Below are 23,773 nucleotides of genomic sequence, written 5' to 3' on the forward strand. Positions count from 1 at the left end.
GAGGTGGCGCCGGCCGTGGACATCGACATCGACCCCGATTCGTCGACCGCCCCGTTCGACCAGTTGCGATTGCAGATCATCGAGCAGGTGCGCAGCGGGCAACTGATCGCGGGAACGAAGATCCCCACGGTTCGTGCGCTCGCCGTCGAGGTCGGCCTCGCACCGAACACGGTCGCCAAGGCGTACCGGGAACTCGGTGAGCAGGGTGTGATCGAAACCCGGGGCAAGCAGGGCACATTCATCGCGAGCGGCGGCGACCCCATTCGCGCCGGGGCCGAGAAGGCCGCAACAGGGTATGTGCAGGAACTGCGGAAGCTGGGGGTGTCCGACGAGGAGATCCTCGGCTTCGTGCAGTCCGCTCTCCGCGGCGCCGACTGAGGACGGCGCCCCATCCAGAAGGTGTGACCTCAGAAGGTGTGACCCAGAAAGGTAGACGCTCGGTATGGCTTCCGCACTCTTCCGCGACCTCGCACTACTGATCGCCCGGATCGGGCTCGGCGTGATCTTCGTCGCGCACGGCTGGCAGAAGTTCTTCGACTACGGAGTGAAGGCCACCCAGGCGTCGTTCGCCGACATGGGCGTCCCGCTGCCCGACATCTCTGCTGTTGCGGCCGCCACTGTCGAACTCGCGGGTGGATTTGCTCTCATCGTGGGCGTCGCCACACCGATCGCCGGAATCCTGCTGTTCCTCGACATGCTCGGCGCGCTGATTCTGGTGCACGCGGACAAGGGTGTGTTCGTCGCGAACGGTGGGTACGAACTCGTCGGCGCACTCGGCGTCGGGTCGCTGCTTCTCGCCGTGATCGGCGCCGGACGCCTCAGCATCGACGGGCTCCTCGGAAGAGGCTCGGGATGGGGCAAAACCGCAGCGTAACGATACCGTTCGGTGGGTCTCGATTCGGTGTGAAGCGGTGGGCTAGCTTGCTTTTACCATCGAAAATGACCAACGTAGTTGTTCATGGCAATGAATACTGATCTGCCTGATCAAGGTTCCGACACCGCTGACGCGGCCGTCGGCGGAGGGCTCAGACGGGTCGGTGTTCGCACCGACCACGTCGTGTTCTCGGCCGCCGCCGCCGCGGTGTCGGCAATCGTCGTCTGGGGGCTCGTGGCCCCCGACAATCTCGACACCACGACGGGTAAGGCGCTCGACTGGCTGGTCACCGACATGGGCTGGTTGTTCGTCCTGTCGGCGTCCGGGTTCGTCCTCTTCTCACTGTGGCTCGCGTTCAGCAAGTTCGGACAGATTCCGCTCGGCAAGGACGGTGAGAAGCCGGAGTTCCGGACCGTCAGCTGGATCGCGATGATGTTCAGCGCCGGAATGGGCATCGGACTGATGTTCTTCGGTGTCGCCGAACCGCTCGCGCACTACGTGACACCCCCTCCGGGTTCCAGCGGTGGCATCGGAACGGCGATGGCCACCACCATGTTCCACTGGAGCCTGCACCCGTGGGCGATGTACGCGGTGGTCGGACTGTCGATCGCGTACGGCTCGTACCGCAAGGGTCGCAAGCAGCTGTTCAGCTCCGCGTTCATCCCGCTGCTCGGCCGCCGCGCCGAGGGGCCGATCGGCAAGTTCATCGACGTCCTCGCGATCTTCGCGACACTGTTCGGCACCGCAGCCTCGCTGGGCCTCGGCGCACTGCAGATCGGTTCCGGATTTCAGGTCGTCGGGTGGATGTCGGAGGTCAGCACGTTCCTGCTGGTCGCGATCGTCGCCCTGCTGACTCTCGCGTTCGTGGCCTCCGCCGTGTCGGGTGTCGCCAAGGGAATCCAGTGGCTCTCCAACACCAACATGGTGCTCGCCGTCGTCCTGGCGCTGTTCGTGTTCGTCGTCGGCCCGACGGTTCTCATCCTCAACCTGCTGCCCACGACGATCGGCGCCTACGCCGCGCAGCTCGCCCAGATGTCGGCCCGCACCGGGGCGTCGTCCGATCCGGCGACCGGCGAATGGCTGTCCTCGTGGACCATCTTCTACTGGGCGTGGTGGATCTCCTGGACCCCGTTCGTCGGCATGTTCCTGGCCCGCATCAGCCGCGGCCGCACCATCCGGCAGTTCGTGGTCGGTGTGATCGTGGTGCCGAGCGCCGTGAGCCTCGTGTGGTTCGCGATCTTCGGTGGTGCGGGAATCAACGAGCAGCGTGACGGAATCGACCTCGCCGGGCAGGACACCCAGGAGGGGCAGCTGTTCGGGATGCTCAACCACCTGCCGCTCACCGGCATCACGACCGTCCTGGTGATGATTCTCGTGGGAATCTTCTTCGTCTCCGGCGCCGACGCCGCATCGATGGTGATGGGAACCCTGTCGCAGCGCGGTTCACTGGAGCCGCAGCGCTGGGTGGTCGTGTTCTGGGGTGTGCTCACCGGTGGTGTGGCCGCGCTGATCCTGTGGACCGGCGGCGACACCGCACTCGACGGACTGCAGACGATGACGATCATCGCTGCGGCGCCGTTCGTCATCGTGATGATCGGGTTGTGCTTCTCGCTGTACAAGGATCTGTCCCGCGACCAGATGATCGTCGACGGCCGGGAAATGCGGAGGGAGATGCGGAGAGCGGCGGCGAAGCGTCGTCGCGACCGGATCTCGTCCCGCTAGAGAAACAGTCTGCGAGCCGCTCGGGTCCCACCGGACCCGGGCGGCTCGACTCGTCTACGGTGTCAGCGCCAGCTGGGCAGCCACAGTTGATGCTGCCACGTCTCCGGGGTGATCGGGACGGCCGTGAGGATCGGCCACAACCAGATGAAGTTGGCGACCACGAGCCCCACATAGAGGCAGACGGCGAGCAGGCCGGTGGTGCGGCGCTCGAACGACGCCCGCGCGCTTCCGAGGACGTCGCCCAGCACGAGCGCGATTCCCATCACCATGAACGGTGCGAGCGCCACCGCGTAGAAGTAGTACATCTGGCGGTCCAGGGTGGTCAGCCACGGCAGGAACGCGGCGCCGTAGCCGGTGAGGACGGTGGCGTACCGCCAGTCCTTCCGCACCACGGACCGCCACAGGGCCCACCCGAGCATCGGCAGTGCCAGCCACCACATGGCGGGCGTCCCGATGAGCATGACGGCCTTGACGCAACTCGACGCCCCGCAGCCGGTGACGTGATCGCCCTCGGCGAAGTAGTACAGCATCGGGCGCAGACCCATCGGCCACGTCCACGGCTTCGACTCCCACGGATGGTGATTGCCCGCCGAGTTGGTGAGGCCCGCGTGGAACTGGAGGACGTTGCCGCTGTAGTACCACAGCGACCGCAGCGCTGCCGGCACGAACGACCACGGGCCGCCCGTTCCGATCTCGTTGCCCACGGCATGCCGGTCCACACCGGTCTCGCTGGCGAACCACGCCCAGTAGCTGGCGAGGTACACGAACAGCGGGACGACGACGAGCGCGTACAGCGCGGGACCGACATCGCGGACGCCGGCGCCGAACCACGGGCGGCGAACCCCGTAGGCGCGCCGGGCAGCCACATCGAAGGCGACGCTGAGCAACCCGAAGAACACGATGAAGTAGACGCCCGACCATTTGGTGCCGCACGCCAGGCCCAGCATGATCCCGGCGCCGAACCGCCACCAGCGCACACCGAGCCGCGGACCCCACTCGCTGTCGCCGATCCGGCCCTCGGCGTACACCCGGGCCATCCGCTCGCGGACCTGGTCGCGGTCCACGATCAGGCAGCCGAGCGCGGCCACCGCGAACAGCGCCAGGAAGATGTCGAGCATGCCGAGCCGGGACGAGACGAATGTCACCCCGTCCGCGACCAGCAGGATCCCGGCGAGACCGCCGAGCAGGGTGGACCGCGTGAGCCGTCGGACGATCCGGATCACCAGCAGAACCATGATCGTGCCCGCCACCGCCGACGCGAACCGCCAGCCCCAGCCGTTGTAGCCGAAGATCGCCTCGCCCATCGCGATCAGCTGTTTCCCGATCGGCGGATGCACCACCAGCCCGTAGCCGGGATTGTCCTCGAGCCAGCCGCCGGTGAGCACCTGCCAGCCCTGCGGCGCGTAGTGCTTCTCGTCGAACACGGGAGTGCCCGCGTCGGTCGGGTACCCGAGCATCGTGAACCGGGTGATCGCCGCGATCGCCGTGACGAACAGGGTCACCACCCAGCCGCGGGCGCGGTCGACGGGACCGAAGTCGGGAGGCGGCACGAGCGGCGCCGGTCCGACCATGGACGGCTGTCGTGCGGAGGGCGTCGGTCGCTCGTCCGTCAGCATCGTCACGCCGCAATCGTAGGCTGTGGGTCATGACTGGTCGCCTAGTGCTCGCCGCAACACCGATGGGGGACGTGGGTGACGCCTCGCCGAGGCTGCGTACGGCGCTCGCGACGGCCGACGTCGTCGCCGCCGAGGACACCCGCCGCACCAAGGCCCTCGCCTCCGCGCTCGACGTGACGATCACCGGCAAGGTCGTGAGCTTCTACGACCAGGTCGAGACGGCCCGGCTGCCCGCACTCGTCGCCGACGTCGCGTCCGGCAAGACCGTTCTCCTCGTCACCGACGCCGGCATGCCGTCGGTCAGCGACCCCGGGTACCGGCTGGTGTCGGCGTGCGTGGCCGAGGATCTGGCGGTGACGTGCCTGCCCGGACCGTCGGCGGTGACGACGGCGCTCGCGTTGTCCGGGCTGCCCGTCGAACGGTTCTGCTTCGACGGTTTCCCGCCCCGCAAGCAGGGTCAGCGCAAGACGTGGTTGCAGGCCCTGGTCACCGAGCAACGCGCCTGCGTGTTCTTCGAGGCCCCGCACCGGCTCGCCGACTGCCTGGCGGACGCCGCCGACGTGCTCGGCGGCACCCGCCGCGCCGCCGTCTGCCGCGAGCTGACCAAGACGTACGAGGAGGTCCGCCGCGGCACCCTCGCCGAACTCGCCGAGTGGGCCGCCGAGGGCGTCCGCGGTGAGATCACCGTCGTGGTGGAGGGTGCCACCCTCGTCGCATCCGACCCCGCCGACCTCGTCGACGAGGTGGAGCGACTGGTCGCCGACGGCACCCGGCTCAAGGACGCGTGCGCGCTCGTCGCCACCACCGGCGTGTCGAAGCGGGAACTCTACGAGACGGTGCTGGCGGCCCGGAAGGACTAGGCGTCCGGCGGGCACTACCGCCGGAGGGCACGCTCCCCGGCCGCCAGCGACGCGTCGTCGGCGGCCGCCTGCCCGGCGTACCAGCCGTTGGCGTCGACGGCCCGGCCACGTGCCTTCTTGGTCCGCGGAAACAGGCGGTCGAATTCGGCGTCGACGGCCTCGGACTTGGTGGCCAGGATCGGCAGCAGATCCGCGACGGGAATCGACGCCTCGTCGGCGGCGTCGGCCGTGGCCCGGCTGTCGGCGTCACGCAACCGCTGCCCGATGCGGCTGGCGAAGCCCGCCAGGAAACCCTTCCGGAACGACGTGGTGCGCGAACCGCTGCGACTGTCGGCATCTGCGAATTGCATTGCGCGCGTAGCCTGCACCAGCAGCGAGGTGAAGAGCATGTCGACCTGCTGGAGGTCGAGGGGGGTGCCGACCACGGTCGCGATGGCGAGGGAGCTGAACCACACGGTGCGCACCCGGTTGGAGTCGCCGATCTCGGTGAGAAGGTGCACCTTCTCCTTGACGTACGGGTTTTCCAGGTGGATGCGGCGACTGTGCACCGCGGTGTTGCCCACCCCGTTCTGGGTGTGGAGGAGGGCCGCGTTGATCGCGTAGCGCGTCATCAACTCCTGCGCCTTCGCGGTGAAGATCTCCGCCTCCTCCGCGAAGTCGGTGGCCTCGGCCTTCGCGAGGAGTCCGCGAATCCTGTTGAGCACCTTCGCGTCGGCCTCCGCCTCGCCCGGCATCGCCGCGGACGGGTCGGCGACCCGGACGATCGGCCACGTCGACGGCGGGGGAGTGAGCACCGTCCAGCCGGGCAGATTCGTCCACGTCAGCGACAGGTCGGTGAGCTGGTAGACGGAGTGGTACGGGTCTTCGAACAACAGCCCGGCGGCCAGCGCCCGAACGTCGGGACCGTCGACCGGAACCCGCGCCGCCAGGTGGGACGCGCCCGGGTACTGCTCGCCGATGGTGCGCAGTTGCTCCACCCAGTCCCGCGGCGCCCGGTGCGCGGCCCGCGTGCGCTCCGCCTCGTGCAGCACCACGGCCGCCGCCAGTGCCGCGTCGGCCGGCTCCTTCGATCTCCGCGCCAGATGCACGACGTCGGCGGGCTGCCACCCACGCTCGTACGCGGCCGACAACTCACCCATCAGGGTGTGGACTGCCGCGGCGGCCTGGGGACTCACTTCGTCGTCGAACACGCGCGCTCCGTTCCCGAATCCACCGTGATGAGATCGAATGTATGTTCTATTCGGCGTCATGCGGAGAGTGTGCACGCAGGGTCCGACAAGATGTGGACCCCGCGTGAATCAGTCCTCCACGTAGCGCGGGAACACGCCCGACGGTGCGGGCAGCGGGGTGCCCGCCACGATGCGCGCCGGAAGGTCGCTGAACTGCCGCGCGTCGCTCTTCTGGCCCAGCAGGTCCAGGATCTTCTCCGCGGCGTCCGGCATCACCGGCTGCACGAGAACGCCCACGATCCGGACCACCTCGAGCGTCACGTACAGCACCGTCGCCATCCGCTCCGGGTCCGTCTTCCGCAGCACCCAGGGCTCCTGCTTGGAGAAGTACCGGTTGGTCTCGCCGAGGACCGACCAGATCGCCTCCAGCGCGAGATGCAGTGCCTGGACGTCGTACTCGGCGCGCACCCGCTCCAGCAGCGCATCGGCCTGCGCGAGCATCGCCGTGTCGTCCTCGGTCAGCTCGCCCGGCGTCGGGACCTGCGCGTCGCAGTTCTTCGCGACCATCGAAAGCGAACGCTGGGCGAGGTTGCCGAGCTCGTTCGCCAGGTCGGCGTTGATCCGGGTGACGATGGCCTCGTGGCTGTAGCTACCGTCCTGGCCGTAGGAGATCTCGCGGAGCAGGAAGAAGCGCACGGCGTCGAGACCGTACTGCGCCACCATGGCGACCGGGTCGACGACGTTGCCGACCGACTTCGACATCTTCTCGCCCTTGTTGTAGAGGAACCCGTGCACGAAGACCCGCTCCGGCAACTCGATTCCCGCCGACATCAGGAACGCCGGCCAGTACACGGTGTGGAACCGGGTGATGTCCTTGCCGATGATGTGCAGATTCGCCGGCCAGAACTTGCCGAACTGCTCGGAGTCCGTGGCCGGGTATCCGGCACCGGTCAGATAGTTGGTGAGCGCGTCCACCCACACGTACATGACGTGTTCGGGATGATCGGGAACCGGAACGCCCCAGTCGAACGTCGTCCGAGAGATCGACAGATCCTTCAGGCCGCCCTTGACGAAGCTGACGATCTCGTTGCGCCGCGTCGCGGGCGCGATGAAGTCGGGGTTCTCGTCGTAGAGAGCCAGCAGCTTGTCCTGGTACTCGGACAGCTTGAAGAAGTACGTGGACTCCTCCGTCCACTCGACCGGGGTGCCCGTCTCAGTGGACAGGCGCGAACCGTCCTCCTGCAGCGTGGTCTCGGCCTCGGTGTAGAACGCCTCGTCGCGGACCGAGTACCAGCCCGAGTACGTGTCGAGGTAGATGTCGCCGTTGTCGAGCATCTTCTGCCAGATCGCCTTGCTGGCCTCTTCGTGGTCGGCATCCGTCGTGCGGATGAACCGGTCGAAGGAGATGTTCAGCGTCTTGTCCATCGCCTCGAACACATCCGAGTTCCGCGCGGCGAGCTCGCGGACGTCGATGCCCTCCTTGGCCGCGGTCTGCTGCATCTTCAGACCGTGCTCGTCGGTTCCCGTCATGAAGAAGACGTCGAACCCGTCCAGGCGCTTGAACCGTGCGAGGGCGTCGGAGGAGATGTACTCGTAGGCGTGGCCGATGTGCGGCACGCCGTTCGGGTACGCGATCGCCGTCGTCAGATAGAAAGGTGGCCGCGAGGCGGTGGAATCAGCAGCATTCATGGTGCGACCACTCTATCTGCGCGCCGCCGTTTCGTGACGCGCAGATTCGGGATCTAGCCCGGGCCGGCGCCGTCCTCGCCGGTGACGGTGCGCGACTCGTACGCTGCGCGGGCCGACTTGTCCGTGGACCGCACCTGGTCGGGAACCATCCGCCGGACCGCGAAGTCGCGGGCGAACTGGGGAAACACGGTGACCAGCCGGACCAGCGGTCCGACGTACCACGGGATGGTCACTTCGAACCGGGGCCGCCGGATGACCGCGACCACCGCCTTCGCGACGTCGGCCGGCGACAGCAGTTTCGCTGCGCCCGTCGCCGTCCCGGCCGCGAGTTCGGTGTCCACGACCCCGGGCATGATCACCGAGATCTGCACACCCGACCCGCGCAGTTCCTCGCGGACCCCGGTCAGGTAGCCGAGAACCCCGTGCTTGGTGGCGGCGTACGTAGACTCGCCGGGCGGTGCGACCTTCGACGCCGCCGACGCCACCGTGACGATCTGGCCGCGGCCCCGCTCACGCATCGCCGGGGCTGCCAGGCGCACTCCCCGGATGACCCCGTGCAGGTTCACCGCCTGCTGCCGGTCCGTCGCGGACTCGGGTTCCTCGTCGAAGCTCCCGACCCACATGACGCCCGCATTGTTGACGAGCACGTCGAGCGCGCCCCAGTGATCCTCGACGGCCGCGAGGAAGGCCGTGAACGACCCGGTGTCGGTGACATCCAGTTCGAGGCCCTCCACCGTCCCGCCCGCCCGGCCGAGTTCGTCCGCCGTGCGCCGGGCCGCGGCGCCGGCGACGTCGCCGATCGCGACCCGCGCGCCTGCGACCGCCAGCTGTCGGGCGATTTCCTTCCCGATTCCCCTCGCACCGCCGGTCACCGCGATCACGCGGCCGTTCATCGAGCTCGAAGTCATGGACACGGCTCCCTCCCCGTCGGGTGAAAAGTACCGCATGTGACACGTGCGGCGGCGGCGTCGACAATGTCCGCATGAGCAAAGACCGTCCCGCCCCGGAAGCCCCTACGCCGCTGTTCCCGCTCGTCGACTCGCACACCCACCTCGACGCGTGCGGGGCGTCGGACGCGGCGAGTGTCACGGCGATCGTCGACCGGGCGGCCGCGGTCGGGGTGGAGCGGGTGGTCACGGTGGCCGACGACCTGGCGGCCGCGCAGTTCGCCGTCGACGCCGCGCACTGGGATCCCCGCGTCTATGCGGCCGTCGCGATCCACCCGACCCGGGCGAACGTGCTCGACGACGCGACCAGGGCGGAGATCGAGCGGCTCGCCGGTGATCCCCGGGTGGTCGCGGTGGGGGAGACGGGACTCGACTTCTACTGGCCCGGGAAACTCGACGGCTGCGCCACCGTCGTCGAGCAGACCGAGGGCTTCCGCTGGCACATCGACCTCGCGAAGCGGCTCGGCAAGACGCTGATGATCCACAACCGGGAGGCCGACCAGGCGCTGCTGCAGGTGCTGCGGGAGGAGGGGGCGCCGGAGACGGTGATCTTCCACTGCTTCTCCTCGGACGCCGAGATGGCGCGCGAATGTATCGACGCCGGTTACGTCCTCAGCTTCTCCGGCACCGTCAGCTTCACGAACGCGAAGGCGCTGCGGGAGGCGGCGCCGCTGGTGCCGTCGGATCAGCTGATCGTCGAGACGGATGCGCCGTTCCTCACCCCGCACCCGTTCCGAGGCGCTCCCAACGAGCCGTACTGCCTGCCCTACACGGTCCGGGCGCTCGCGGAGATCCGCGGCGAGGACCCGGACGACCTGGCGAAGGCGTCCACCGCGACCGCCGAGCGCGTGTACGGCCTCCGGCCCGTGAGTGGGTAGCGAGTCCCTGGACTCGTCGGGCGCGCACGGGGCCGCAGGCCTTAAGTTGAAGTTTCAACTTAGAGAACTTAGGATCGTTGCCTGTTCAACCAATGGTCGTCCCGGTCGCGCGGGGACACCTCGATGAAAGGCGCATCCATGAACAACCCCGCAGTCCGAAGCCTGGGCATCCTCGTCGCCCGCGTGGGCATCGGCGTGATCTTCCTGGCTCACGGCTGGCAGAAGGCGTTCACCAACGGCCACGCCGGCCAGACCGCCGGCTTCGAGGCCATGGGAGTTCCGCTCCCCGGCGTCTCGGCGTTCGTCGTGACCTGGCTCGAGGTCATCGGCGGCCTCGCGCTCATCGTCGGCGCGGCAGTCCCGGTCTTCGGCGTCCTGCTGTTCCTCGACATGGTCGGCGCATTCTTCATCGCGCACATCGACAAGGGCATCTTCGCGAGCGAGGGCGGCTATGAACTGGTGCTGGCGCTCGGCGTCGGATCGCTGCTGCTCGCCGTCGTCGGATCGGGCCGCTTCGGTGTCGATGGACTGCTCGGCGACAAGCTGCCGTGGGCCGCGAAGGAACCCGCCACCGTCTGACCCCCAGGTGAGTGGCGAAGTGTGCCCCGGCACGCTTCGCCACTCACGTGTCAGAGGACCTTGTTCAGGAAGTCCTGGGTGCGGGACTGCTGCGGGTCGCCGAAGATCTGCTCCGGAGTTCCCTCCTCCACCACGTACCCGTCGGCCATGAAGATCACCCGGTCGGACACCTCGCGGGCGAAGCCCATCTCGTGCGTGACCACGACCATCGTCATGCCGCCCTTCGCGAGGTCGCGCAGAACCTGCAGCACCTCGCCCACCATCTCGGGGTCCAGCGCGCTGGTGGCCTCGTCGAACAACATGATGTCCGGGCTCATCGCCAGGGCCCGTGCGATCGCGACGCGCTGCTTCTGCCCACCCGACAGATTCGCCGGCTTCGCGTCCGCCTTCTCCGCCAGCCCGACCTGCTCGAGCAACCGCACGGCCGTCGCCCTCGCCTCCTCCTTGGAGGCCCGCTTGGTCTGCACGGGTGCGAGCATCACGTTCTCGATGGCCGTCATGTGCGGGAACAGGTTGAAGTGCTGGAACACCATCCCGATGTGCTGGCGCACCCGGTCGATGTCGATCTTGGGGTTGCTCACGTCGAAGCCGTCGACGACGACGTTGCCGCCGGTGATGTCCTCGAGCCGGTTGAGGCAGCGCAGGAACGTGCTCTTGCCGGACCCGGAGGGCCCGATCACGCACACCACCTCGCCGCTCGCGATGTCGACGTCGATGCCCTTGAGCACCTCGTTGTCGCCGAACGACTTCTTCAGGCCCTTCACCCGGATCTTCGGGTCGGCGGCCTCGGCCTTGTTCTCCGTCGCCGGTGTCTCGGTCACTTGTTGATCCTCTTCTCGAGCCGGTTCGACAGCTTCGTCAGCGCCATGATGATGATGAAATACATCGCGCCGATGATCAGCCACATGTTGAAGGACTGGAAGTTGCGGGCGATGATGATCCGCCCCGTCTGAGTGAGCTCGGCGAGCCCGATCACGGACAGGATCGACGTGTCCTTCAGTGTGATCACGAACTGGTTGATGTACGACGGGATCATCGTCCGCACGGCCTGCGGCATCACGACCTTCTGCATCGACTTCAGGTAGCTGATGCCGAGACTCCGGGACGCTTCCATCTGACCCTTGTCGACGGACAGGATGCCGCCGCGCACGATCTCGGCCATGTAGGCGCCTGCGTTGAGGCTCAGCGTGATGATGCCCGCGGTGAACGCCGACATCTGGAAGTCCAGTGCCGCCGGGATGCCGAAGTAGATGAAGAAGGCCTGCACCAGCAGTGGGGTGCCGCGGAACACGTCCACGTACGTGGTGCCGATGCCGCGCAGGACGATGTTGGTCGACACCCGGAACAGGCCGAAGATCGCGCCGAGCACGAGCGCGATGGCGATCGAGACCACGGTCAGCACGATCGTCAGCCACAGCCCCTCGAGCAGCAGCGGGTAGGTGCTCTTGATCAGGCCGAGGATCGAATTGTCGTCGTCGGAGGCGTCGGCGTTGAGGTAGGTGTCGAGGATCTCGTCGTACTCGCCGCTCGCCTTCACGTTGGCGAGACCGGTGTTGAACTCCTGGAGGAGCTGCGCGTTCTGGCCCTTCGCGACGGCGAACCCGTAGCTGGCGCCGGGGACCTTGTCGGTGACGGTCTTGAACCCGTTGCCCTGCTTGATGCCGTACGCGAGGACGGGGTAATCCTCGAACACGGCCACCGAGTTACCCGTGCGGACCTCGTCGAACATGCTCGACGAGTCGGCGAAGTATTTGGTGGTGAAACCGTACTGGTCCTTGATGGACTCCGCGTACGTGGCGCCCTCGGTGCCGTTCTTGACGGCGACGGACTTGCCGCGCAGGTCTTCGTACGACGTGATCGAGTCGTCGGACTCGAGCACGCCCATCTGCACACCCGATTCGAAGTACGGGTCGGAGAAGTCGAACGTCGCCTTGCGGGCGTCGGTGATCGACATGCCGGCGATCATGCCGTTGGCCTGGCCGCCCGTGACCGCCTGCAGTGCGGCGTCGAATCCGACGGCGTTGACCCGGTAGGTGAATCCCTGGTCCTCGGCGATGGCGGCGAGAAGGTCCATATCGATGCCGACGAGCTTGCCGCTCTCGTCCTGGAACTCGAACGGGGCGAACGTGATGTCGGTGGCGATGGTGTAGTCGTTGCCCGGAGCGGGCTGCTGCGCGCCGGCGACACCGGGCGCGACGAGCGTGACGAGCAGCGTCAGCGCGGCGATCACCGCGGGCACTCTCGGACGTCTGACGAGTCTCAGAAGTCGATCGGATCTGCTGCGCACGGAACCCCAGCTTTCTTGTCGGTAATGCCCGGTCGCTTCCGGGCTTCTTGGTGCATGTCGCAAGATACTGCGTTTCGAGGGTGGTCCGGACCAGAAGCGATTGATCACGGCAAAGCGAAAACTGTCCCCGATCTCAACCTTTTCGTGATCTAGGACGCAGGTCGTAGCGGCAAAGTTGCCAGACCATCGCCGATTCGTTACCGTACCGTGATCAAACGTCCGCCAGCCTTGGGATCTCACGTGTCGCCTTTCGCCAGAATCAACACCGCCAAATCGCCCCTTCTCTATGTCGTCGTCGCGGCACTGCTCGCGACGCTCGTCGTGGGCGGAGCGTTGGCAGTGGCGCGGCACAAGACCGTCACGCTCGACGTCGACGGCGAGACCATGTCGCTCGGCACGATGGCGTCCGACGTCAGCGGTGCGCTCGACGACGCCGGATACACCGTCAGCGAGCGTGACGCAGTCGCTCCCGCGGCCGACGCATCGCTCTCCGACGGCGACACCGTCGTGTTGCGGCGGGCCCGCGAGATCGACCTCACCGTCGACGGTCAGCCCAAGACGGTGTGGACCACCGCGCTCACCGTCGACGACGCGCTGAAGCAGTTCGAACTCGCCGACGACGTCCACGTCTCGGCATCCCGCTCCGAGCGCCTGCCGCTCGAGGGCACGTCGCTCGAGGTCGTCAACGCCAAGCTCGTCAAGGTCGCCGACGGCGGCGCACCGCTCACCGACGTCCGCCTCGCCGCCCCCACCGTCGGCGAACTCCTCGCCGCCAACGGCGCCCCGCTCGAGCAGGCCGACACCGTCGTCCCGCCCGCCGACGCCCCCGTCGTCGAAGGCGCCGAGATCCACGTGACCCGCGACCGCACCGAGACCCGCACCGAGACGCTGCCCATCGCGCCTCCCGAGAACCGCGTCGACGATCCCGCGCTCGACAAGGGCAAGACCGTCGTCGAGAACTCCGGCGTTCCCGGCGAGCGCACCGTCACCGCCTCCGTGAAGACGGTCAACGGTGTGGAGGCCGGACGCCAGGAGCTCAGCTCGCAGGTGCTCCGCGAGCCCGCACCCGCGCTCGTCAAGGTCGGTGTGAAGGAACTCGCCATCTCCAACGCCGCCACCTGGGACTCGATCGCGCACTGCGAGGCCACCGGCAACTGGGCCATCAACACCGGCAACGGATTCTTCGGCGGACTGCAATTCACCCAGAGCACCTGGGAGGCGTTCGGCGGAACCCAGTACGCCGCCCGCGCCGACCTCGCGTCCCGCGAACAGCAGATCTCCGTCGCCGAGAAGGTCCAGGCGGCACAGGGCTGGGGCGCCTGGCCCGCCTGCACCAGCAAGCTCGGACTCCGCTGACGATCGGAAGTAAAGGACACGATGTCGCCCTTCGCGAAGATCAACTCGGCTCGCTCGCCGCTGCTCTACACCGTGGTGGCCCTGCTTCTCGCCACGCTGATCGCCGGCGGAGTGATGGCCGTGGTCCGGCACAAGAACGTCACCCTCGACGTGGACGGCGAGACGATCTCGCTGAGCACGATGACCACGAGCGTCGACGCGGCTCTGGCCGACGCCGGGTACTCGGTCAGCGACCGCGACGTCGTCGCACCCGACCGTGACGCGTCGCTGTCCGACGGCGACACCGTGGTGTTGCGCCGCGCGCGTGAGGTGTCGCTGACGGTCGACGGTCAGCCCAAGACGGTGTGGACCACCGCGCTCACCGTCGAGGACGCGCTGAAGCAGTTCGAACTCGGCGACGACGTGCACGTGTCCGCGTCCCGTTCGCAGCGACTCCCGCTCGACGGCGCCGCGCTCGACGTGCTCAACCCGCTCGTCGTCAAGCTCACCGACGGTGCGCTGCCGGTCACCGACGTGCGCATGGCCGCGCCCACGGTCGGGGATTTCCTGGCCGCACACGGCGCGCCGCTCGAGCAGGCCGACACCGTCGTCCCGGCGGCGGACACTCCGCTGACCGAGGGCATGAACGTGACGGTCACCCGCGACCGCACCGAGACGAAGGTCGAGACGCTGCCGCTGGCTCCCGAGGAGCAGCGCGTCGAGGACCCGACGATGAACATGAGCCGCACCGTGGTCGAGAGCCCGGGACTGCCCGGCGTCCAGGACGTGACGTTCGCGGTCAACACCGTCAACGGCGAGGAAGTCGGACGCAACCAGGTGTCGGCGACGGTCACCACTCCCGCTCAGCCGAAGGTGATCCGCGTCGGCGCGAAGCCGGGCACCGAGGTGCCGCCCGTCGAGAACGGTTCGGTCTGGGACGCTCTCGCGCAGTGCGAGGCCACCGGCAACTGGGCCATCAACACGGGCAACGGATTCTTCGGCGGCGTCCAGTTCGACCAGAACACGTGGGAGCGTCAGGGCGGCCTCAAGTACGCACCGCGTGCCGACCTCGCCACCCGTGAGGAGCAGATCGCGGTCGCGTCGAAGACGCAGAAGACGCAGGGCTGGGGAGCGTGGCCGACGTGCTCGGGCAGGCTCGGCGTGCGTTAAAGTTCGCCTGGTGTCCGAAGCCGAAGTACCCCCCGCCGCTCGAGGTCAGGCCGCACTGCTCGGCCCCGCCGAGGTGCGGGCACTCGCCGAGGAGTTCGGCGTGCGCCCCACCAAGCAGTTGGGGCAGAACTTCGTGCACGACGCCAACACGGTCCGGCGCATCGTCGCGACCGCCGGCGTGGGGCGTGACGACACCGTCCTCGAGGTCGGCCCCGGGCTCGGTTCGCTGACGTTGGCGCTGCTCGACGTCGTCGACAAGGTGATCGCCGTCGAGATCGACCCCAACCTCGCGGCGCGACTCCCGGTCACCGTCGCCGACCGCGCCCCCGAACTCGCGGACCGGCTGACCGTGGTCGGCGCGGATGCGATGCGGGTGAAGCCTTCCGAGATTCCCGGCGCACCCACCGCTCTCGTCGCGAACCTGCCCTACAACGTGGCGGTGCCCGTGCTGCTGCACCTGTTCTCCGAACTGCCCAGTCTGCGAACCGCTCTGGTGATGGTGCAGGCCGAGGTGGCGGACCGCCTGGCGGCGTCCCCGGGCAGCAAGATCTACGGCGTGCCCAGTGTGAAGGCCAATTTCTTCGGCGCCGTTCGCCGTGCCGGCGCGGTCGGGCGTGCGGTGTTCTGGCCCGTCCCGAAGGTCGAGTCGGGTCTCGTCCGCATCGACCGGTACGCCGAACCGCCGTGGCCCGTCGACGACGAGCACCGTCGCCGCGTGTTCGCGGTCATCGATGCGGCTTTCGCTCAGCGCCGCAAGACTTTACGGGCCGCACTCGGCGGATGGGCGGGTTCGCCCGTGGAGGCGGAGCGGCGTCTGCGTGAGGCCGGGATCGAACCGTCCACCCGCGGCGAGACCCTCGACGCCGCGGCCTTCGTGCGTCTTGCCGCCACCCACCCGTGAGTACTTGTTAACCGCGGGCGGTTAACAAGTACTCACGGGTGGGAACCGCACCCTGGGGGAGACAACCGACCGGATGTGTGGTTCACTATTGGAGGTCGTAAGTTTTGTGTTTGTGTTTCCCACGCTCGCAAATCGATGGTTGCGAGCGTTTGGACGTCCTCCACAGGAATTGTCGTAGACGGTCGTGTCAATGACCCTGGTAACCGAGCCGGTTGCCTGAAGAAGTTACTGTGTTAGAGGAGATTTACATGGCAGAGGGCATCGTGAAGTGGTTCAACTCCGAGAAGGGGTTCGGCTTCATCGCCCCCGAGGACGGCAGCGCTGACGTGTTCGTCCACTACTCGGAGATCCAGAGCGGCGGCTTCCGCACGCTCGAGGAGAATCAGCGTGTTTCGTTCGAGATCGGCCAGGGCAACAAGGGCCCGCAGGCCACCGGCGTCACCCTGATCTGAGAACGGCCATGACTTCCCGGTTCGCCGGGACATGACGTTCGAGCAAGGCCCCACTCGTCACGGAGTGGGGCCTTGTCTCGTCTTCACACGCTGTCGCTGCTAGGCCGATCTGAGGTGGGCGGCCTGGTACCCGAGATTCATGGCGCAGACCAGCCAGAGTTGCAGCGCCGAACTCTCCGACGGCCCGAACAGCCCGATCACCGCAGCGGCTCCGAGGGCGGCGGCGACGAAGAACGTGGCCGTTCCGAGTGCCCGCCGGGGCCTCGACGAGAAGACCACCGTTCCCGTCACGAAGAGCGCCCACAGTGTGGTGGCGACGATGGCGGCGGCGACGAACCAGGCCGCAGAATACCTGCCCGGCCACGTCCACGGCTGCGCTCCGTTGTCCAGTGTGCACACGAACGCCAACGAGAACGCCATGATCACCACGGTGGCGCCCCCGAGTGCCAGATGGCCCCCGACAAGCACCTTCCCGACTGTTCCCGCCCCCGCAGGCGCCCGCGCGCGCCCCTCCTCGACAATCGTGTGCTGCATCCCCGACTACCCCGACCTTTCGTTGTCGTCACCTGGTTGGACGCCGCGCAGGACCGTTCGGTTCCACGGGATTTTCGGTCCGCGGTGACGGCTGAACGGCGTCTCGGTCAGGCGTTACCGTAGCGGTCGGCGAAGAGGCGGTGACGCTCACCCACCCGTCGGCACTCTTCGCGCAGCTCAGGGGGGTCGAGGACGGTGAAGTCGACGCCGAATGCGCTGAGCCAGTTGGCTATCGACGGCACGGAGTCGCCGCCGAGCGCGACCGCGCATTGTCCGTCGGGCATTTCTTCGAGAGTTCCCCAGTCTTCGTGCACGAGGGCTGCCATCTCGTCGATCGACGCGTGCAGCAGCACTCGTGCGCGGATCCGGGTGACGGCCCGGTTGATTCCGCGTGCCACGAACTCGGCGGCGCCGCCGGGCGGCAGTTCGCGGGGCGTGAACCGTGGTCCCGTCGGGATCTTGGGTGTCAGGCGGTCCACCCGGAACGACCGCCAGTCGGCGCGGGCGAGGTCCCAGGCGACGAGGTACCAGCGCAGTCCGGACCGCACGAGCCGGTACGGCTCCACTTCGCGGCGGCTCTCGGTGCCGTCGTGGGTGCGGTAGTCGAAGCGGAGTCGTTCGTGGTTGTGGCACACCGACGCGACGGCCGACAGGACCTGCGCGTCGACGGCGCTCTTCGCGGGCTCGCGGTGGACGACGTCGACCTGCAGCGCCTCGAGGCGGTGCCGCAGGCGGGACGGCATCACCTGCCGGAGTTTGGTGAGTGCTCGCATCGACGCCTCGCCGATGCCGACCACGGAGCCGGTGGCGCCGGATTGGAGGCCGAGCGCGACGGCCAGTACCTCCTCGTCGTCGAGCAGCAGGGGCGGCATTTCCGCGCCGGCGCCGAGTTGGTACCCGCCGCCGACCCCGACCGTCGCGTCGACCGGGTAGCCGAGGTCGCGGAGTTTCTCCACGTCTCGCCGGACGGTGCGCGGAGTGATGCCGAGCCGGTCGGCGAGTTCTGCCCCGGACCAGTCCTTTCGGGTCTGGAGCAGGGAGAGCAGCCGGAGGAGTCGTGCCGAGGTTTCCCGCATGCACCTCAGGATGCCATCGATAGAGGACATCTTCTGTCCTCTATCGGCGGGAGATAACGGTAAGTAACGATTTTCCCACCAGCCCCACGAGTGTCACTACACTGGCGCCGACGCTCCACGGACCATCGCATCAGTACTTCGTGAAAATCCGACGGAAAGGTCTCAGCGTGACGCACTTCCGTGCTCGACCCATCACTTCGGCGGTCAAGGCGCTGCTCGCCGCAGTCATGACCACCGCCTTCTGCCTGGCACTGGCGGTCTCGACCACCGCCACGGCGTCCGCCTCGGCGGCCGACCTCTTCAACAGCGCACAGGGCAGATTCGCCGCGGGGGACACCCGCGGTGCCCTCGCGGACATCGGCGGCGCCGTCGCCGGAGAGCCCGGCGACACGAACGCGCTGGCGTTGCAGGCCATCTACGCCGACGCCGCGGGCGATCTGATCACCCGTGAGGCCGCGCTCGCCCGGCTGGGCGCGGCGGACGGCGGTATGCGCGCAGGCGTCGACGGGATGCTGAACGCGATCAGGATCGCGTCGTTCACGCCACCCAATCCGCTACCGGCCATCCAGGGGCCGTCCACCGCGATCATCGTCCTCGGGTTCGGTCTGCTCCCCGACGGCACGATGCGGCCGGAATTGGTCAACCGCCTGCAGGCCGCGATGGTCCAGTCGTGGGTCTCGCCGATGTCGCCGATCATCGTCACCGGCGGCAACCCGCAGAACGGCGTCACGGAGGCGGCCGCGATGCAGGGATGGTTGCAGGCGCACGGTGTGCCTGCGCAGCGCATCCACCCCGAGCATCGTGCCGGATCGACGGTGGGCAACGCCCTCAACTCGGTTCCGCTCGCCCGTTCACTCGGCGCGGGCGGCGCGATCCTCGTGACGTCGGCCAACCACATCCGCAGGGCAACGGTCGATTTCAACGTCGCCGGACTGCCGGTGGTCGGGGCGATGAGCGCGATCACCAGCGCCGGTCAGCTGATCGCCGAGTTCATGCCGCTGACGAAGGACCAGCAACTCGGCATGTACCGCGACGCGATCAGGGTCTTCGGCATCCCCGCCAGCTATTGACGTGACGACGCGTCGGCGTCGGGCGGCGGGGGGAACGGTCATGGGGAGACGTTAGGGCGGCGCTGTGACGGGTTCGTGTCACGCGTGTTTCCGGGGTGAGAACGGCGGGGTGAGGACGGCGGCCGCTGCGGGCGTGGGCGGTGGCGGGGTGTAGTTCGTGGCAGTATTGCGACGCACCGACCGCAGGAGGACACATGCGCTTGTCGCCCCACGAGCAGGAGCGTCTGCTCCTGAGCTACGCCGCGGAACTCGCGCGCAGGCGCCGGCAACGCGGACTCGTGCTGAACCACCCGGAGGCCGTGGCTCTCATCACGGATCACATCCTCGAGGGGGCCCGCGACGGCCGGTCGGTGGCGGAATTGATGGGCTCCGGCCGGGAGGTGCTCACCCGCGCCGACGTGATGGAGGGTGTCCCGGAGATGCTGCACGACGTGCAGGTGGAGGCCACGTTCCCGGACGGCACGAAACTCGTCACCGTCCACGATCCGATCGTGTAGGGGTGACCGTGATTCCAGGTGAAGTCTTCTGCGCCGAGGGTGTGATCGAGCTCAACGAGGGTTCTCCCCGCACGGAACTCGAGGTGGTCAACACCGGTGACCGGCCGGTGCAGGTCGGGAGCCACGTCCATTTTCCGCAGGCCAACCGTGCCCTGCAGTTCGACCGTTCCGCCGCCCACGGCCTGCGGCTGGACATTCCGGCGGGCACCGCGGTGCGTTTCGAACCTGGTATCGCGCAGACGGTTTCACTCGTGCCGCTGCGCGGAACCCGGGAAGTGCACGGGTTGAGCCTCACTCCTCCCGGAAGGCTGGACGCGTCGTGACCGATCTCAGCCGCGCACGGTACGCCGAGTTGTTCGGTCCCACGACCGGCGACCGCATCCGGCTCGCCGACACCGACCTTCTGATCGAGATCACCGAGGACCGCAGTGGCGGACCGGGACTGGCCGGCGACGAAGCGGTGTTCGGTGGCGGAAAAGTGTTGCGCGAGTCCATGGGCCAGGGCCGCGCCACCCGCGCCGAGGGCGCGCCCGACACGGTGATCACCGGCGTGGTGGTCGTCGACCACTGGGGGATCATCAAGGCGGACGTCGGTATTCGGGGCGGGCGCATCGTGGCGCTCGGCAAGGCGGGCAACCCCGACACGATGTCGGGGGTGCATCCCGATCTGGTGGTGGGTCCGTCGACCGAGATCATCGCCGGGAACGGCAAGATCCTCACCGCAGGCGGTATCGACTGCCACGTGCACTTCATCTGCCCGCAGATCATGGACGAGGCGCTGGGCGGCGGCATCACGACGATGATCGGCGGCGGTACCGGCCCCGCCGAGGGCAGCAAGGCCACCACCGTCACCCCCGGTTCGTGGCACACCGCCCGGATGCTCGAGGCGCTCGACGGCTGGCCGATGAACATCGCCCTGCTCGGCAAGGGCAACACGGTCAACTCCGAGTCGATGTGGGAGCAGTTGCGCGGCGGGGTCTCCGGGTTCAAGCTGCACGAGGACTGGGGTTCGACACCGGCGGCCATCGACGCGTGCCTCACCGTGGCAGACGCCGCGGGGGTGCAGGTGGCGCTCCACTCGGACACGTTGAACGAGGCCGGTTTCGTCGAGGACACGATCGCGGCGATCGCCGGACGTGCGATCCACGCCTATCACACGGAGGGCGCGGGCGGCGGCCACGCACCGGACATCATCACGGTGGCCGCGCACCCGAACGTGCTGCCGAGTTCGACCAATCCGACTCGGCCGCACACGGTGAACACCCTCGACGAGCATCTCGACATGCTCATGGTGTGCCACCATCTGAGCCCGACGATCCCGGAGGATCTGGCGTTCGCGGAGAGCCGGATCCGGCCGTCCACGATCGCCGCGGAGGATCTGCTGCACGACCTCGGCGCCATCTCCATGATCGGCAGTGACTCGCAGGCCATGGGACGGATCGGCGAGGTGGTGCTGCGCACCTGGCAGACGGCGCACGTGATGAAACGCCGGCGGGGTTTCCTGCCCGGCGACGCAGGCGCCGACAACCAGCGCGTCCAGCGCTACGTGGCGAAATACACGATCTGCCCGGCCGTCGCGCACGGACTCGAGGCCGAGATCGGGTCGGTCGAGGTCGGCAAACTCGCCGACCTGGTGCTGTGGGATCCGGCGTTCTTCGGTGTGCGGCCGCACGCGGTGATCAAGGGCGGCATGATCGCGTGGGCCGCGATGGGCGATGCCAACGCGTCCATACCGACTCCGCAACCGGTGCTGCCGCGTCCGATGTTCGGGGCGGCCCCCAAAGCCGCGGCCGCCACGTCCGTGCACTTCGTCGCGCCGCACGCCCTCGAGGACGGACTGGCCGATCGGCTGGACCTCGACCGGCGACTGGTGCCGGTCGCGAACGTGCGGTCGCGGGGCAAGGCCGACATGCCGCGCAACGACGCGCAGCCGCGGATCGAGGTGGACCCCGACACGTTCACGGTCCGCATCGACGGCGAGGTGTGGGAAGAGCAGCCGGCGGCGGAACTGCCGATGGCCCAGCGATACTTCCTGTTCTGATGCGCCTCGCTCACCTGATGTCCCTCGCCGATTCGCGGCTGCCCACGGGCGGTCACGTGCATTCGGGCGGCATCGAGGAGGCCGTCGCCGGCGGTGTGGTCCGCGACGTCGCCACGACGGAAGCGTTCCTGCGGCGACGGATCCGGACCGCCGGGCTCGTCGGGGGATCGGTCACCGCGGCGGTGTGCGCGGGCGGGCTCACCGCCGAACGCGCCGACGCCGAGATGGACGCGCGCACCCCGTCCCCGGCGGCGCGTTCGTCCTCGCGGGCGCAGGGGCGAGGCCTGCTGCGGCTGGCTCGCACCACGTGGCCCGGAAACGACTGGTCGCCACTCGGACCGCGCCCGCACCTGCCGGTGGTGTCGGGGGTGGTCGGAGCCGTCACCGGGATCGCACCGCGGGAGGCGGCGCTGGTCTTCGTGTACACCACCATGACCGGGTCCGCGATCGCCGCGCAGCGTCTGCTCGCGCTCGATCCCGCGCAGGTCGCCGCGTGCACGTTCGCGCTGGCCGACCTGTGCGACGACGTCGCCGACCAATGCGTGACCGGACTGTCGAGCGTGTCCGACCCGTTCCTGGACGTCGTCGCCGAGCGGCACGTTCTGCGGGACCGCCCCCTGTTCGTGTCGTGACACCGCTGTACCCAGTAAGGAGAAATCAACCATGCCACCACATTTCATCGACGGTGAACCGCACGACCACCACCACGACCGTCCCCGGCGGGTCCGGGTGGCGGGGGAACCGGTCCGCATCGGGATCGGCGGCCCGGTCGGGTCGGGCAAGACCGCGCTCGTCGCCGCGCTCTGCAGGCAACTGCGCGAGGAGTTGTCGCTGGCCGTGCTGACCAACGACATCTACACCACCGAGGACGCGGACTTCCTGCGCCGCAATGCCGTGCTGCCGGACGAACGCATCGCCGCCGTGCAGACCGGTGGCTGCCCCCACACGGCGATCCGCGACGACATCACCGCCAACCTCGACGCCATCGACGACCTGATCGCGGCCAACCCGCCGCTCGATCTGATCCTGGTGGAGTCGGGCGGCGACAATCTCACCGCGACGTTCTCCTCGGGCCTGATCGACGTGCAGATCTTCGTCGTCGACGTCGCCGGCGGTGACAAGGTGCCCCGCAAGGGCGGTCCCGGTGTGACGTTCTCCGATCTGCTCGTGATCAACAAGACCGACCTCGCCCCGATGGTCGGAGCCGACCTCGGGGTGATGCGCCGCGACGCCGAGCGGGTGCGCGAGGGCAGGCCCACCGCGCTGATCTCGCTGACGGAGGACCCGTCGTCCGGACCGGCACTCGCGTGGGTGCGGGAACAGGTGCGCACGCTCACTGCCGTGCACCCGTAGTGCGCACCGAACTGACGATCCTCGCGTCCCCCGATCGCAGTCCGCGGATCTCCGCGGCCGGGGGACTGGCGGCCCGGATCACCGGCCGCGACACGGTCCACGTGATCGGCACCGCCGCGACCCCGCTCGGCGGCGACCACTGGAACATCGCCGTCCGGGTGCTGCCGGGTGCCCGGCTGACGCTGCGCAGCGTCGCGGCGTCCCTGGCGCTGCCCGGCCGCGGTCGGGTGCTGTCCACCGCGCAGTGGTCGGTGGAGGTCGGGGACGACGCCGTGCTCGACTGCGCACTGGAACCCACGGTGATCGCGGGCGGCGCGGAGCATCGCGTCGAGACGACGGTGACCCTCGCCGAGTCGGCAACGGTGCTGCTGCGTGAACGGGTGCAGATCGGGCGGGCGGGGGAGAGGGCGGGACGCTGGGTCGGCGTCACCAACGCCGATCTCGGCGACCTGCCGCTGCTCCGGCACCAACTGGAACTCGGCGTCGGCACCGTCTCGCACGACGTGCTGGACGGTCCGGCGGCCGTCACCAGCGAACTGCGGTACCCGGACGACCGGCCCGCCGAAGTGACGGGTGACATCCGGTCGGCGCGGACGCGTCTGCCGCTGGCCCGCGGCGGCAGCCTCACCACCCGGCTCGGCCCGCACCTGTGACGCAGGTGAGCGGCAAAGTGCGTGATGGTGCGCATTTCCGCACCCGTACCGGGAGCGCCTAAGCTCTACC

At 68.4% G+C, this 23,773-nt stretch carries 25 protein-coding genes; 17 read left to right on the forward strand and 8 right to left on the reverse strand.

The features are described 5' to 3' along the window. Positions 1-3: 3 nt before the first annotated feature. From ACFU5V_RS05605 to ACFU5V_RS05615, 3 genes are all read left to right on the forward strand, one after another. On the forward strand, positions 4-378 hold the full coding sequence (locus ACFU5V_RS05605) for a GntR family transcriptional regulator (protein WP_015889460.1): 375 nt from the start codon (positions 4-6) through the stop codon (positions 376-378). Positions 379-442: 64 nt separating this feature from the next. Then, positions 443-874 (forward strand): DoxX family protein, encoded by a 432-nt coding sequence (locus tag ACFU5V_RS05610; RefSeq protein WP_378697471.1) that lies wholly within the window; start codon positions 443-445, stop codon positions 872-874. Between the two features lie 90 nt (positions 875-964). Continuing rightward, positions 965-2,596, forward strand: a complete 1,632-nt coding sequence (locus ACFU5V_RS05615) for a BCCT family transporter (RefSeq protein WP_378441937.1) — start codon at positions 965-967, stop codon at positions 2,594-2,596. A 62-nt stretch (positions 2,597-2,658) separates the two neighbouring features. Here ACFU5V_RS05615 and ACFU5V_RS05620 read toward each other — a convergent pair whose 3' ends face one another. Further along, positions 2,659-4,167, reverse strand: a complete 1,509-nt coding sequence (locus tag ACFU5V_RS05620) for a dolichyl-phosphate-mannose--protein mannosyltransferase (protein WP_378438377.1) — start codon at positions 4,165-4,167, stop codon at positions 2,659-2,661. 74 nt (positions 4,168-4,241) lie between these two features. Here ACFU5V_RS05620 and rsmI point away from each other — a divergent pair, with 74 nt between their 5' ends. Continuing rightward, positions 4,242-5,072, forward strand: coding sequence for a 16S rRNA (cytidine(1402)-2'-O)-methyltransferase (gene rsmI, locus ACFU5V_RS05625; RefSeq protein WP_378697473.1), 831 nt, complete (start codon positions 4,242-4,244; stop codon positions 5,070-5,072). A gap of 14 nt (positions 5,073-5,086) precedes the next feature. On the opposite strand, the gene ACFU5V_RS05630 is transcribed toward rsmI, so the two are convergent. The 3 genes from ACFU5V_RS05630 to ACFU5V_RS05640 form a co-directional block, all read right to left on the reverse strand. Beyond that, positions 5,087-6,262, reverse strand: coding sequence for a DUF2786 domain-containing protein (locus ACFU5V_RS05630; RefSeq protein ID WP_378697475.1), 1,176 nt, complete (start codon positions 6,260-6,262; stop codon positions 5,087-5,089). Between the two features lie 108 nt (positions 6,263-6,370). Continuing rightward, positions 6,371-7,930 carry a methionine--tRNA ligase gene (gene metG / locus ACFU5V_RS05635; RefSeq protein WP_378697477.1) on the reverse strand — a complete coding sequence of 520 codons (1,560 nt, stop codon included), beginning with the start codon at positions 7,928-7,930 and terminating at the stop codon, positions 6,371-6,373. 53 nt (positions 7,931-7,983) lie between these two features. Continuing rightward, entirely contained in the window at positions 7,984-8,838 is an 855-nt protein-coding gene (locus ACFU5V_RS05640; protein ID WP_378697479.1) for an SDR family oxidoreductase, read from the reverse strand. A gap of 74 nt (positions 8,839-8,912) precedes the next feature. Here ACFU5V_RS05640 and ACFU5V_RS05645 point away from each other — a divergent pair, with 74 nt between their 5' ends. Both ACFU5V_RS05645 and ACFU5V_RS05650 read left to right on the forward strand, forming a co-directional pair. After that, the gene (locus ACFU5V_RS05645; protein ID WP_378438367.1) at positions 8,913-9,755 is read left to right on the forward strand and encodes a TatD family hydrolase; all 843 of its coding nucleotides are present in this window, start codon (positions 8,913-8,915) and stop codon (positions 9,753-9,755) included. 138 nt (positions 9,756-9,893) lie between these two features. Next, the gene (locus ACFU5V_RS05650) at positions 9,894-10,334 is read left to right on the forward strand and encodes a DoxX family protein (RefSeq protein WP_378438365.1); all 441 of its coding nucleotides are present in this window, start codon (positions 9,894-9,896) and stop codon (positions 10,332-10,334) included. 50 nt (positions 10,335-10,384) lie between these two features. Here ACFU5V_RS05650 and ACFU5V_RS05655 read toward each other — a convergent pair whose 3' ends face one another. After that, positions 10,385-11,155: an amino acid ABC transporter ATP-binding protein gene (locus ACFU5V_RS05655; RefSeq protein ID WP_378438363.1), complete on the reverse strand. Its 771-nt coding sequence runs from the start codon at positions 11,153-11,155 to the stop codon at positions 10,385-10,387. After that, positions 11,152-12,621 (reverse strand): amino acid ABC transporter substrate-binding protein/permease, encoded by a 1,470-nt coding sequence (locus ACFU5V_RS05660; RefSeq protein WP_378438361.1) that lies wholly within the window; start codon positions 12,619-12,621, stop codon positions 11,152-11,154. Before ACFU5V_RS05660 ends, ACFU5V_RS05655 begins: the two co-directional genes overlap by 4 nt. A gap of 240 nt (positions 12,622-12,861) precedes the next feature. Here ACFU5V_RS05660 and ACFU5V_RS05665 point away from each other — a divergent pair, with 240 nt between their 5' ends. The 4 genes from ACFU5V_RS05665 to ACFU5V_RS05680 all read left to right on the forward strand — a co-directional run bounded on the left by ACFU5V_RS05665 (position 12,862) and on the right by ACFU5V_RS05680 (position 16,479). Then, positions 12,862-13,977 carry a transglycosylase family protein gene (locus ACFU5V_RS05665; RefSeq protein ID WP_378438359.1) on the forward strand — a complete coding sequence of 372 codons (1,116 nt, stop codon included), beginning with the start codon at positions 12,862-12,864 and terminating at the stop codon, positions 13,975-13,977. A gap of 21 nt (positions 13,978-13,998) precedes the next feature. Continuing rightward, positions 13,999-15,126, forward strand: coding sequence for a transglycosylase family protein (locus ACFU5V_RS05670; protein WP_378438357.1), 1,128 nt, complete (start codon positions 13,999-14,001; stop codon positions 15,124-15,126). Positions 15,127-15,136: 10 nt separating this feature from the next. Further along, a complete protein-coding gene (rsmA, locus tag ACFU5V_RS05675; RefSeq protein WP_378438355.1) occupies positions 15,137-16,027 on the forward strand; it encodes a 16S rRNA (adenine(1518)-N(6)/adenine(1519)-N(6))-dimethyltransferase RsmA in 891 nt (296 codons plus the stop codon). 248 nt (positions 16,028-16,275) lie between these two features. After that, positions 16,276-16,479, forward strand: a complete 204-nt coding sequence (locus tag ACFU5V_RS05680; protein WP_005255446.1) for a cold-shock protein — start codon at positions 16,276-16,278, stop codon at positions 16,477-16,479. 99 nt (positions 16,480-16,578) lie between these two features. Here the strand turns inward: ACFU5V_RS05680 and ACFU5V_RS05685 are convergent, their stop codons facing one another. Both ACFU5V_RS05685 and ACFU5V_RS05690 read right to left on the reverse strand, forming a co-directional pair. Continuing rightward, entirely contained in the window at positions 16,579-17,013 is a 435-nt protein-coding gene (locus ACFU5V_RS05685) for a hypothetical protein (protein ID WP_378435367.1), read from the reverse strand. 107 nt (positions 17,014-17,120) lie between these two features. Next, entirely contained in the window at positions 17,121-18,089 is a 969-nt protein-coding gene (locus ACFU5V_RS05690; protein ID WP_378435375.1) for a helix-turn-helix transcriptional regulator, read from the reverse strand. Positions 18,090-18,316: 227 nt separating this feature from the next. Here ACFU5V_RS05690 and ACFU5V_RS05695 point away from each other — a divergent pair, with 227 nt between their 5' ends. The 7 genes from ACFU5V_RS05695 to ACFU5V_RS05725 all read left to right on the forward strand — a co-directional run bounded on the left by ACFU5V_RS05695 (position 18,317) and on the right by ACFU5V_RS05725 (position 23,703). After that, positions 18,317-19,159, forward strand: coding sequence for a YdcF family protein (locus ACFU5V_RS05695; RefSeq protein WP_378435373.1), 843 nt, complete (start codon positions 18,317-18,319; stop codon positions 19,157-19,159). A 194-nt stretch (positions 19,160-19,353) separates the two neighbouring features. Further along, positions 19,354-19,656, forward strand: a complete 303-nt coding sequence (locus ACFU5V_RS05700) for an urease subunit gamma (protein WP_378435365.1) — start codon at positions 19,354-19,356, stop codon at positions 19,654-19,656. An 8-nt stretch (positions 19,657-19,664) separates the two neighbouring features. Then, entirely contained in the window at positions 19,665-19,979 is a 315-nt protein-coding gene (locus ACFU5V_RS05705) for an urease subunit beta (protein ID WP_378435371.1), read from the forward strand. Then, complete coding sequence (locus tag ACFU5V_RS05710) at positions 19,976-21,697, forward strand: urease subunit alpha (protein WP_378697484.1); 1,722 nt, start codon at positions 19,976-19,978, stop codon at positions 21,695-21,697. The genes ACFU5V_RS05705 and ACFU5V_RS05710 overlap by 4 nt, the downstream gene beginning before the upstream one ends. Beyond that, the gene (locus ACFU5V_RS05715) at positions 21,697-22,329 is read left to right on the forward strand and encodes an urease accessory protein UreF (RefSeq protein WP_378697486.1); all 633 of its coding nucleotides are present in this window, start codon (positions 21,697-21,699) and stop codon (positions 22,327-22,329) included. The genes ACFU5V_RS05710 and ACFU5V_RS05715 overlap by 1 nt, the downstream gene beginning before the upstream one ends. Before the next feature lie 31 nt (positions 22,330-22,360). Further along, positions 22,361-23,050 (forward strand): urease accessory protein UreG, encoded by a 690-nt coding sequence (ureG, locus tag ACFU5V_RS05720; RefSeq protein WP_378697488.1) that lies wholly within the window; start codon positions 22,361-22,363, stop codon positions 23,048-23,050. Then, the gene (locus tag ACFU5V_RS05725) at positions 23,050-23,703 is read left to right on the forward strand and encodes an urease accessory protein UreD (RefSeq protein ID WP_378697490.1); all 654 of its coding nucleotides are present in this window, start codon (positions 23,050-23,052) and stop codon (positions 23,701-23,703) included. Before ureG ends, ACFU5V_RS05725 begins: the two co-directional genes overlap by 1 nt. Positions 23,704-23,773 lie beyond the last annotated feature (70 nt).

The organism is Rhodococcus sp. NPDC057529 (assembly GCF_042802055.1).
In the GTDB taxonomy this organism is placed as follows: Bacteria; Actinomycetota; Actinomycetes; order Mycobacteriales; family Mycobacteriaceae; genus Rhodococcus_F.

What these genes read in the sequence shown, in the direction of transcription:
- ACFU5V_RS05685 (WP_378435367.1), bottom strand. Translation starts at nt 17,013, where the DNA reads ATGCAGCACACGATTGTCGAGGAGGGGCGCGCGCGGGCGCCTGCGGGG.
- ACFU5V_RS05680 (WP_005255446.1), top strand. Translation starts at nt 16,276, where the DNA reads ATGGCAGAGGGCATCGTGAAGTGGTTCAACTCCGAGAAGGGGTTCGGC.
- ACFU5V_RS05620 (WP_378438377.1), bottom strand. Translation starts at nt 4,167, where the DNA reads ATGGTCGGACCGGCGCCGCTCGTGCCGCCTCCCGACTTCGGTCCCGTC.
- ACFU5V_RS05695 (WP_378435373.1), top strand. Translation starts at nt 18,317, where the DNA reads ATGACCACCGCCTTCTGCCTGGCACTGGCGGTCTCGACCACCGCCACG.
- ACFU5V_RS05640 (WP_378697479.1), bottom strand. Translation starts at nt 8,838, where the DNA reads ATGACTTCGAGCTCGATGAACGGCCGCGTGATCGCGGTGACCGGCGGT.
- ureG (WP_378697488.1), top strand. Translation starts at nt 22,361, where the DNA reads ATGCCACCACATTTCATCGACGGTGAACCGCACGACCACCACCACGAC.
- ACFU5V_RS05615 (WP_378441937.1), top strand. Translation starts at nt 965, where the DNA reads ATGAATACTGATCTGCCTGATCAAGGTTCCGACACCGCTGACGCGGCC.
- rsmI (WP_378697473.1), top strand. Translation starts at nt 4,242, where the DNA reads ATGACTGGTCGCCTAGTGCTCGCCGCAACACCGATGGGGGACGTGGGT.
- ACFU5V_RS05690 (WP_378435375.1), bottom strand. Translation starts at nt 18,089, where the DNA reads ATGCGGGAAACCTCGGCACGACTCCTCCGGCTGCTCTCCCTGCTCCAG.
- ACFU5V_RS05650 (WP_378438365.1), top strand. Translation starts at nt 9,894, where the DNA reads ATGAACAACCCCGCAGTCCGAAGCCTGGGCATCCTCGTCGCCCGCGTG.
- ACFU5V_RS05670 (WP_378438357.1), top strand. Translation starts at nt 13,999, where the DNA reads ATGTCGCCCTTCGCGAAGATCAACTCGGCTCGCTCGCCGCTGCTCTAC.
- ACFU5V_RS05645 (WP_378438367.1), top strand. Translation starts at nt 8,913, where the DNA reads ATGAGCAAAGACCGTCCCGCCCCGGAAGCCCCTACGCCGCTGTTCCCG.
- ACFU5V_RS05715 (WP_378697486.1), top strand. Translation starts at nt 21,697, where the DNA reads ATGCGCCTCGCTCACCTGATGTCCCTCGCCGATTCGCGGCTGCCCACG.
- metG (WP_378697477.1), bottom strand. Translation starts at nt 7,930, where the DNA reads ATGAATGCTGCTGATTCCACCGCCTCGCGGCCACCTTTCTATCTGACG.
- ACFU5V_RS05610 (WP_378697471.1), top strand. Translation starts at nt 443, where the DNA reads ATGGCTTCCGCACTCTTCCGCGACCTCGCACTACTGATCGCCCGGATC.
- ACFU5V_RS05700 (WP_378435365.1), top strand. Translation starts at nt 19,354, where the DNA reads ATGCGCTTGTCGCCCCACGAGCAGGAGCGTCTGCTCCTGAGCTACGCC.